Annotated in this window: 5 protein-coding genes; 2 read left to right on the top strand and 3 right to left on the bottom strand. The window is 66.9% G+C overall.

Going from position 1 to position 6338, the window contains the following annotated elements; all coding sequences use genetic code 11:
• The 3 genes from P1X14_RS21325 to P1X14_RS21315 form a co-directional block, all read right to left on the bottom strand.
• Positions 1-789 (bottom strand): TolC family protein (locus P1X14_RS21325; RefSeq protein WP_277317438.1); only part of this gene is annotated, 789 nt, incomplete at its 3' end.
• A complete protein-coding gene (locus P1X14_RS21320; protein ID WP_277317437.1) occupies positions 789-3992 on the bottom strand; it encodes a multidrug efflux RND transporter permease subunit in 3204 nt (1067 codons plus the stop codon). The genes P1X14_RS21325 and P1X14_RS21320, both read right to left, overlap by 1 nt.
• A gap of 12 nt (positions 3993-4004) precedes the next feature.
• A complete protein-coding gene (locus tag P1X14_RS21315; protein ID WP_277317436.1) occupies positions 4005-5204 on the bottom strand; it encodes an efflux RND transporter periplasmic adaptor subunit in 1200 nt (399 codons plus the stop codon).
• 173 nt (positions 5205-5377) lie between these two features.
• On the opposite strand from P1X14_RS21315, the gene P1X14_RS21310 reads away from it, so the two are divergent.
• Positions 5378-5977 (top strand): TetR/AcrR family transcriptional regulator, encoded by a 600-nt coding sequence (locus tag P1X14_RS21310; RefSeq protein ID WP_277317435.1) that lies wholly within the window; start codon positions 5378-5380, stop codon positions 5975-5977.
• A 45-nt stretch (positions 5978-6022) separates the two neighbouring features.
• Positions 6023-6338: hypothetical protein (locus tag P1X14_RS21305; RefSeq protein WP_277317434.1), on the top strand; the 316-nt coding region annotated here is incomplete at its 3' end.

The following is a 6338-nucleotide window of genomic DNA, read 5'->3' as shown; positions in this document are numbered from 1 at the left end:
CGCGACTTCGGCGGGGAACTCTGCGGGCGGCTTGCCGGTCAGCACGGCGAGGCGGAACAGCGCGCCCTTGCGGCTTGCCTCCAGCACCGGCACGTCGGCGCGGGTCTGCTCGAGCAAAGCCGCAGCGCGGTTGGTGTCGAGCGCGGTGCCGCGCCCGCCTTCCACCAGCCGGCGGGTCAGGTCGAACGTCTGCTCCTGCACGCGCAGGCTGTCCTGCGCGACCTTGAGCTGCTGGCCGAAGCTGCACGCGTCCGAATAGGCGCGGATCGTCTCGGCAACGACCGTGACGCGGGCAAGGTCATAGCTGGCCTGCACCGCATCGACATCGGCCCGGCCCGCCTCGATCCCGCGCGCGATCCGGCCGAACAGATCGACCTGATAGCCGACATCGAGTCCGGCATCATAGCTCTCGCCGCGCGGCCCCTGCCCGTTCAGCCCCAGCGTCGAACCCGATTGCTGGCCATAGCCCGCGCTCGCGGTGATGCTGGTCGAAGGCAGGCGTGCGGCGCGCGTCTCCTGCAGCGACGCGCGCGCCGCCTTCAGATTGGCCGCCGCCACGCGCAGATCGGTGTTCGCCGTCAGCGCTTCGGATACCAGCCGGTCGAGGATCGGCGCGTCGAGCAGCTTCCACCATTCGGCGGGCGGCTCGTCCGGCACGAAAGCCGGTGCGCTCGCCTGGGTGAATGCCGTTTGGGCGGGTGCGTTCGGCGTGGGCGCGACATAGTTCGGCCCGACCATGCACCCGGAAAGCGCGGCGCCGGCCATCAGCAGGGCAAGGCTGCGTTTCATCATGCGTCTCCAATCAGCGCAGGCGCCGGATCACGTGGCGGTGCGTCTTGTTCCTGTGCCTCCCGCTCCTTCCGTCCCGCGCCCAACTTGCGCATCAGGACGTAGAAGACCGGCGTGAAGATCAGGCCGAACACGGTGACGCCCAGCATGCCGAAGCTCACCGCGGTGCCCAGCGACTGCCGCATCTCCTGACCCGGCCCCGAAGCGATCGCGAGCGGGATCACGCCGAAGATGAACGCAAAGCTGGTCATCAGGATCGGGCGCAGGCGCGACCGGGCGGCGTGGACGGCCGCTTCGAACCGGTTCATCCCCTGATCCTCGCCCTGCTTGGCGAATTCGACGATCAGGATCGCGTTCTTCGCCGCCAGTGCGATCAGCACGACCAGGCCGACCTGTGTCAGGATGTTGTTGTCCATCCCTCTCAGGTTCACGCCGAGCAGCGCCGCAAGGATACACATCGGCACGATCAGGATCACCGCCAGCGGCAGGGTGAGCGCTTCATATTGCGCCGCCAGCACCAGGAACACGAAGACCACCGCCAGCACGAAGATCAGCGCGGACGAACTGCCGGCCTCCTTCTGCTGATAGGCAAGCCCGGTCCATTCATAGGTGTAGCCCTGCGGCAGGTTGGCCGACGCCAGCTTCTCCATCGTCGCCAGCGCATCGCCCGACGACACGCCCGGCGCCGCCGCACCCTGCAATTCCACCGCGGGCAGCAGGTTGTAGCGGACCACGCGCTGCGGCCCGGTGTCGCGGGTGAAGGTGGCGACCGACGACAGCGGCACCATCTCGCCGCTGCGCGAGCGGACCTGAAGACGGCCGATATCGCTGATATCGTCACGCGCGCCCGGTTCCGCCTGTGCGGTCACACGGAAGGTGCGGCCGAGCAGGTTGAAGTCGTTGACATAGGTCGAGCCGATATAGGTGCCGATCGCGTCGAACACCTGCTGCGGCTCCACGCCCAGCAACTGCGCACGGTCGCGGTTCACGTCCGCCTTGATGCGCGGCGTGCCGGTGTTGAACAGCGAGAAGACCTGGGTGACGCTCTTTTCCTGAGCCGCCGCGCCCATCATCCCGAAGGTCACGCCTTCCAGCGCGCGATAGCCGGCATTGGCACCGCGATCCTGCAGCATCATCACGAAGCCCGAGCCATTGCCCAGACCCTGCACTGCAGGCGGCGCGATCATGAAGATATTCGCCCCGTCGATCTGGCCCAGTGCACCGGTCAGCTTGCCGGCCAGCGCCTGCGCCGAATTGGCCGCGCCGCGCTCGCTCCAGTCGCTCAGCTTCAGGAACAACACTGCCGAGTTCGATGCCTGGCTGAAGCTCGCGCCGTCCAGGCCGGCAAAGGCCGCCGCGGTGGTCACGCCTTCGGTCTTGCTGGCGATATCATAGGCACGGTTCATCACCGCTTCGGTCCGGTCGAGCGACGAGCCCGGCGGCAGCTGGATCACGCCGATCAGGAAGCCCTGATCCTGCTCGGGAATGAAGCCCGTCGGCGTGGCGTTCAGCCGCCATCCGGTCAGCGCCAGCAGGCCCGCATAGATGATCATCATGATCAGGCCCATGCGGATCACCCGGCTGGTGAACTGGCCATAACGGTCAGACAGCCAGTCGAAACCCTGATTGAACTTCGCCGCACCCACCCGCACCGGCCGCAGCCAGCGCGGGCCGTGATCGAGCCCATGTTCCTCATGCGGCTTCAGCAGCAGCGCGGCCATGGCGGGCGAGAGCGTCAGCGACACGATCAGCGAGATCGCCGATGCCGCTGCGATCGTCACCGCGAACTGGCGGTAGAAGATGCCGGGAATACCCGCGACCATCGCGGTCGGCACGAACACCGAGATCAGCACCAGGCCGATCGCGATCAGCGCGCCCGACACTTCCTTCATCGTGCGGTGCGCAGCCTCGCGCGGACTGAGGCCGTCGCGGATATGCTTTTCCACCGCCTCCACGACCACGATCGCGTCATCGACCACGATGCCCACCGCCAGCACGAGTGCGAACAACGACAGCGAATTGATCGAGAAGCCCAGCGCCAGCTGCACCGCGAAGGTGCCGACCAGCGCGATCGGGATGGCGACGATCGGGATCACCGCCGCGCGCCAGGTCTGGAGGAAGATCATCACCACGATGACCACCAGCACCACCGCTTCCAGCAGCGTATCCTGCACCGCCGTGACCGATGCCGCGACATATTCGGTGGGGTTGTAGGGAATCGAGTATTTCAGGCCCTGCGGGAAATCCTTGGAGAGCGTCTCCATTTCCTTCAGCACCAGATCGGCTGCGTTGAGCGCGTTGGCGCCCGGCTGCTGGATCACCGCCAGCGCGATGCCGCGCTGACCGCCGAACGACCCGCGGATCGCATAATCCTGGCTGCCCAATTCGATCCGGGCGACGTCGCGCAGGCGCGTGATCGACGCGCTCGCCGGATCGCTCTTCACGGTGATGTTGCCGAAATCCTCGACCGTCTTCAGGCGGCCCTGCACGTCCACCGGCACTTCGAACGAGGGATTGCCCGAACCCGAGGGCGACTGGCCCAGCGCGCCGCCCGCGGTCTGCACATTCTGTGCCCGCAGCGCCGCGATGATCTCGGTCGATGTCAGGTCGCGCGCGGCCGCCTTGTCCGGATCGATCCACACGCGCATCGAGTAGTTGCCGCCACCGAAGACGTTGACCCCGCCCACGCCCTGAAGGCGCAGCAGCCGGTCACGGATCGCGGTGTTGGCGTAGTTGCCGATATAGTCGGTATCCAGGCTCTTGTCGGGCGAGGTGAGCGCCACGATCATCAGGAAGCCCGATTCCTGCTTGTTCACGGTTACGCCCACCTGGCGCACCTGCTCGGGCAGGCGCGGCTCGGCCAGCGCGACGCGGTTCTGGACCAGCACCTGCGCCGCATCCAGATCGGTGCCCGGTGCGAAGGTAACGGTGATCTGCGCCGCACCCTGGCTTGCCGAGGAGGTGACGTAGAGCATGTTCTCGACGCCGTTGATCTCCTGCTCCAGCGGCGCGGCGACCGTCTCTGCGACGGTCTCGGCCGATGCGCCCGGATAGGCGGCCTGGATGGCGATCGTCGGCGGCGCGATCTCCGGATATTGCGACAGCGGCAGCAGCGGATAGGCGAAGGCGCCGATCAGCGTGATGAAGACCGCGATCACGCCCGCGAAGATCGGACGCTCGATGAAGAAACTCGAGATGTTCATGTTGTGCGGCCCTTATCGGCCGACCGGCTGTGCGGTCGCGGCAGGCGGAGCATTGCTCGATGGCGGGGCGGCGGGTGTTGCGGCGGGCTGGGTGATCCGGCCCGTCTGCGGCGTGACCTTCTGACCCGGACGCGCACGCTGGATCCCGCCGATGATGACGTGATCGTTGGCGTTGATGCCCGAACGGATCACGCGCAGCCCGCCGACCAGCGGCCCGGTCTGCACCGGACGCGCGGCGACCGTGCCGTCCTTGCCGACGACATAGACGGTCTGGCGCGCGGCATCGGCGACGATCGCCGTGTCCGGCACCAGCAGCGCGGGATAGGGTCGCGATCCTTCGAGGCGCAGATTGCCGAACATGCCCGGCTTCAGGAAGCCGTTCGGATTGGGCACGATGGCGCGAGCGCGGATCGTACCGGCCGTCGCATCCACCGCGTTATCGACGAAATCGAGCACGCCCGAATGATTGTAGTCGCTCTCGTCGCTCAGCTTGATCCTCACCGGCGTGCCGTTCTGGGTGCCGGCGTCCTGGCGCTGATACTTCAGCAGCAGCGCTTCCGAACCCTGGAACACGAAGTGCAGCGGGCTGACCGAGACGATGGTGGTCAGCACGGTCTGGTCGGCCGCAACCGAATTGCCCGGATCGACCTTGCGCTCGGAAATGCGGCCGCTGATCGGCGCGGTCACGCGGGTGAAGCCCAGGTCGAGCTGGCGGGCGCGGACATTGGCCTGCGCTGCGGCAACTCCGGCCTCGCCCGAACGGACGGCGGCGGTGCGCGCCTCGACTTCTTCCTTGCTCGCGGCGTTGGAGGCGGCGAGCGTGGTCGACCGCGCCAGTTCGGTGCGGGCGTTCGCCAGCGTCGCCTGGGCCTGCGCCAGCTGGGCGATCGCCTGAGAAAGCGCGGCGCGCGCCGGGCGCGGATCGACGGTGAACAGCAACTGCCCTTTCCGCACGAACTGGCCGTCGCGGAAATAGACGCCCTGCAGATAGCCCGAGGCCCGCGGACGCACGTCCACGGTCTCGATCGCTTCGAAACGGCCGACATATTCGTCCCAGTCGACCACGTCCTGCTTCAGCGGCGTGGCGACGGTCACCGGGGGCGGCCCCATCTGCTGCTGGCCCGAGTCGGCCCCACCGCCGCATGCGGACAGAGTGAGCAGTGCGCCCAGCGCCGCGGCAGCGATAAGCTTTTGGGAAATCGTGAATTTCATTGTTTTGTCCCTGGTCCGGTGCCGGCCGGCTATCCTCCCCCAGGTCGTCCGATCCGGTGTTTCCCGGTCTTGACGGCGCCGTGGCTAGGCCTGGCGAACGCGCTTGTCAACGAGTGTGGACTTAATGTCAACAGGTGTTGACTAAAACAAAAAATTGGGTATGATCGCGCCCCATGTTGCCGCCCGTCCCATGCGCGCCGCGCACTCGGAACGCGGCAGCCACTCGCGAAGCAATCCTCGCTTCCGCCTGCCGTCACTTCGCCCGCGAGAGCTATGAGAATGTCGGCGTGCGCGACATTGCGCGCGATGCCGGCGTCGACCCTGCTCTCGTCAGCCGTTATTTCGGCAGCAAGGAGCAACTCTTCAAGCAGGCACTTGGTTGCGGTGAGGAGGGCGGTTTCGAAGATATCGCCCGCGAAGACCTGCCCGCCCAGCTTGCATCGTGGATGCTGGACGAGGATGACGAGTGCGGCACGCTCGAAACCCGGGTGGACTGGATGATGATCATGCTCCGCTCCGCCGGCTCGCCGGCCACCGCGGAACTGGTGCGCGAATCGCTGCAGGAGAATCTGCTCGAACCGCTGGGCAAGGCGATCGGCGGCACCGATGAGGATGATTGCCGGATACGCGCCAGCATGGCCTTCGCGATCATGATGGGCGGCGACGTGCTCGGCACCATCTATAGCGGCCACTCGCCCAAGCCACCCGAGGTGAAGGAAAAGGTCCGCGCCCGCCTGACCGCATTGTTCCACACCGCGCTGTTCGGCGAATAGCCCCGCACCCTTGGCAAGCGACGGGCCCGGCCCGATAAGCGCCCGATGCAAGTCCTTCCCCGCCCCTTCGCCATCGGACGGACGGGAACCGATATCCTCGCACCACCCGAAGACTATGCGATGCAGTTCGCCACGGTCGGCGCGCTGGCGCTCGACAATGTTTTCGAGCCCGATCTGCTCGATCTGATCCTGCGCGCCGCGCGCTTGGCCGAATGGGTCGAGGACGATATCGAGGGCATCGGTCATCGCCAGAAGGAAGCCGATCCGCGCGCCAGCGCCGCGATGCTGATCGCGCTCAAGCGCCCCGCCCTGTTCGACTGGCTGTCCCGCGCGAGCGGCTGCGGCCCGCTGGTCGGCGCCG

The organism is Sphingomonas sp. AOB5 (genome assembly GCF_029433115.1).
Classification (GTDB): domain Bacteria; phylum Pseudomonadota; class Alphaproteobacteria; order Sphingomonadales; family Sphingomonadaceae; genus Sphingomonas.
The sequence above is the reverse complement of the archived record's forward strand: the minus strand, read 5'-3'. Positions and strand labels throughout refer to the sequence as shown.

Bases quoted from the DNA above. Each gene is read 5' to 3' on its own strand.
- P1X14_RS21315 (WP_277317436.1), bottom strand. From the start codon at position 5,204: ATGAAATTCACGATTTCCCAAAAGCTTATCGCTGCCGCGGCGCTGGGC.
- P1X14_RS21310 (WP_277317435.1), top strand. From the start codon at position 5,378: ATGTTGCCGCCCGTCCCATGCGCGCCGCGCACTCGGAACGCGGCAGCC.
- P1X14_RS21320 (WP_277317437.1), bottom strand. From the start codon at position 3,992: ATGAACATCTCGAGTTTCTTCATCGAGCGTCCGATCTTCGCGGGCGTG.